The organism is Cryobacterium sp. MLB-32, from assembly GCF_000738085.1.
Classification (GTDB): Bacteria; Actinomycetota; Actinomycetes; order Actinomycetales; family Microbacteriaceae; genus Cryobacterium.
In genome coordinates this window covers 1-2,747 of the sequence record NZ_JPRS01000345.1, presented here as the reverse complement: position 1 = coordinate 2,747, position 2,747 = coordinate 1, and the positions used below count along the sequence as shown (strand labels likewise).

Annotated in this window: 2 protein-coding genes; one reads left to right on the top strand and one right to left on the bottom strand. The window is 69.3% G+C overall.

Annotation, left to right across the window (positions count from 1 at the left end; all coding sequences use genetic code 11):
• Window positions 1–346 precede the first annotated feature (346 nt).
• Window positions 347–964: a nuclease-related domain-containing protein gene (locus JF66_RS21955; protein WP_197059485.1), complete on the top strand. Its 618-nt coding sequence runs from the start codon at window positions 347–349 to the stop codon at window positions 962–964.
• A gap of 308 nt (window positions 965–1,272) precedes the next feature.
• On the opposite strand, the gene JF66_RS18440 is transcribed toward JF66_RS21955, so the two are convergent.
• A complete protein-coding gene (locus tag JF66_RS18440) occupies window positions 1,273–2,520 on the bottom strand; it encodes a DUF1524 domain-containing protein (protein ID WP_231556504.1) in 1,248 nt (415 codons plus the stop codon).
• Between the last annotated feature and the right edge of the window lie 227 nt (window positions 2,521–2,747).

The window sequence follows — 2,747 nt, the reverse complement described above, 5'->3', positions numbered from 1 at the left end:
GCCGCCTCACAAACGAGTGCCGCGAGCCGTGTGTGGCGGGGTGTCGCCTCGCAAACGGGTGCCGCGAGCCGTGTGTGGCGGGGTGCCGCCTCGCAAACGGGTGCCGCGAGCCTTGTGTGGCGGGGGCCGCCTCGCAAACGGGTGTCCGAGCGCGATGTGGGCCTGCCGAGGGGTGACCGTGACGGCAGCCCCGCCGAGAATGCGCCGCCATGCGGTGCTTCTCGGCAGCGCCGGGCGCTATTGCGGGCGAAAACTTCTGCCGTTCACGAAAAATACTCCGTCGGGGGGGGGGGTAGGTATTCACCTGCGGCGGTGGCAGGATATGAAACCCGGCGAGGAGTACACCATGACTCATGCACCCTCCATCCGACGTCGCCACCCAGCGGCGTCACCCCCCGAGCAGCGCCTGCGCACCGTGCCTGTGCCCAGTCAGTCGGCACCCGCGCGCGGCTACCTCACGACTCAGGGCGAACTCGCCCTCGCGACTCTGTTGCAGGAACCGCCACTGGACTGGGCGGTCTTTCCGGCCGGGCCCTCCGGCCCAGTTTCCGAACACCTGATGGTGGGCCCCGGCGGGGTCTTCACGATCAACACGCGCCATTCCGACGGCGAGTGGATCTGGGTCGACAAGGACACCATCCGGGTGTCGGGTCGGCGCATGGCGTACCGCCAGGACGCGGTCGTCGAGGCTCAACGCGTGACCGCCCTGCTCAGGGCGCGTATTCCGCTGCGGGCGCCGGTGCGGCCCGTGATTGCGCTCGTCGGTGCCCGCTTCATCGTGGTGCGCGGCAAGACCCCCGCCATGGCGGTAGTGGATGCGCGCGAGTTGCAGGTCTGGCTCGAAGCCCGGCCCACCGTGCTGCGGCCGATCGAACGCATGGAGTTGGCCGCGGTCATCGATAACCCCGTCACCTGGGGCGCGCGCCCCTCGATGAAACGCCCCGACGCGCCGACCGCGGCCTGAGCGGTCGTCCCGCTCTGCGGGTTGAGACCGTGTGGGCCGTGCGAGGGACGTCTCGCCTGGTCTCGATCGCTCCTTCGTCGCGCCTCGACCGGCGGTTTCAGCGTGCCGCGTTCCGCGACCGGCGGTTTCAGCGTGCCGCGTTGCGCGACCGGCGGTGCCCGCGTGTCTCGCGCCTCGACCGGCGGTGCTCGCGTGTGCCGCGTTGCGCGACCGGCGGTTCCCGCGTGCCACCCCTCCCGCTGGTCGAGGCGCGACGAAGGAGCGATCGAGACCACGCGAGCGGGCGTGCTGTCGGGGCGAACGGATGCCTACTCGCAGCCGATCCCGTCGCCATCGCGGTCGAGGTGGCGGCCGTAGCCGGCATCGCCCACGTGCACGGGCGCCGCGCCTGCTGCCCGTGCTGCCCGTGCTGCCGTGCAGTTTTGGTAGTACGTGGCATCCGGTGCCGGTGCAACCGGCGCGGGCGCAACGACCGGCGCCAGTTGGGCGGGTTCCTCAACGGGAAGCGCGCCGACGGCGACCGGCGCGAAGTCCGACGCGGACGCGCGCTGGTCGGGACAGGTGGCGAGGATGCGCGTCATCGATTGCTGTTCGGCGGCCGTGACCCACAGCCCATAGGTGGCCTTCACCGAGATCTGTCGCGCGACGTAAGCGCAGCGGTACGACTTCTGCGGGGGCAGCCAGGTCGCGCTGTCGCCGTCGCCCTTACTCGAGTTGGTGGGGCCGTCGACGGCCAGCAGGTTGAGCGGATCGTTGGCGAGCGAGACCCGCTGAGCCTGGGTCAGCTGCTGCGCCCCGGTCTGCCAGGCGTTCGAGAGGGCGACGACGTGGTCGATCTGCACGAGTGATGACGTGCTTGAGCCCCGTTCGAAACCGATGGTCTTTCCCGTGTACGGCCCCTGAAGCGTGCCCGTGAGCACCCGGCACGACCCGGACGTCACGATTCCCGTCAGGTCGCGGGCCAGGATATCGTTCCGGGTGTCGCAGCCGTTTCGATCGATATCCAGCCACGCGGAACCAAAACTGCCGGTGCGGTCGTAGCCCGTCTTCGCGGCGCGTCCTTTGACCGCGAGAGTGGCCAGCAGCGCGGTGGCGAGCATATCGGTGTCGCTGGGGTCCGTGAGTGCAGTGGAGGGATCGTCGGATGCGAACGTGGAGGTCTCCGGGTCGAGGGGAGTGGCATCCGTGGGTGTTCGTGATGGTGTCGGGGTCGGTTGCGCTGTCGCGCGGCTCGATGTCGGGGTCGGACTGTCGGACGTGCTCGCGAGATCGGTGGCGATACTCGGCGGCGCGAGCGAGACGCCGATGACGGTGACGACCACGGCGCCCGCGAGGTAGACGGCCGCGAACCGACGTGAGGGGATGATCGCCCACGACTCTCGCCCCGTGAGGAGGCTGTACAGAGAGGTCAGCGCGCCGATGCTCCCGACCATCAGCAGCAGGCCCGAGAATCCGGACGTCGCCGTGCTCAACACGATGAGCACCACGGATGCCGCAAGCATCACCCAGGTGAGAACGGACAGAGGGCGGTGACGCAGGGTCGGGCGGGTGGTCATGGTGCTCCCTCGGGCCGCGAATAAGCGGTGCTTAGACCGTACCTGTCCGGAGGCCTCCGCGGCGAACCATGTGTCGGCCCGCCCTGCGCGGGCCGACACAAGCTCAGCCGTGGTGAACGCTTAGCCGTGGTGAACGCTTAGCCGTGGTGAACGCTTAGCCGTGGTGAACGCTTAGCCGTGGTGAACGCTTAGCCGTGGTGAACGCTTAGCCGTGGTGAACGCTTAGC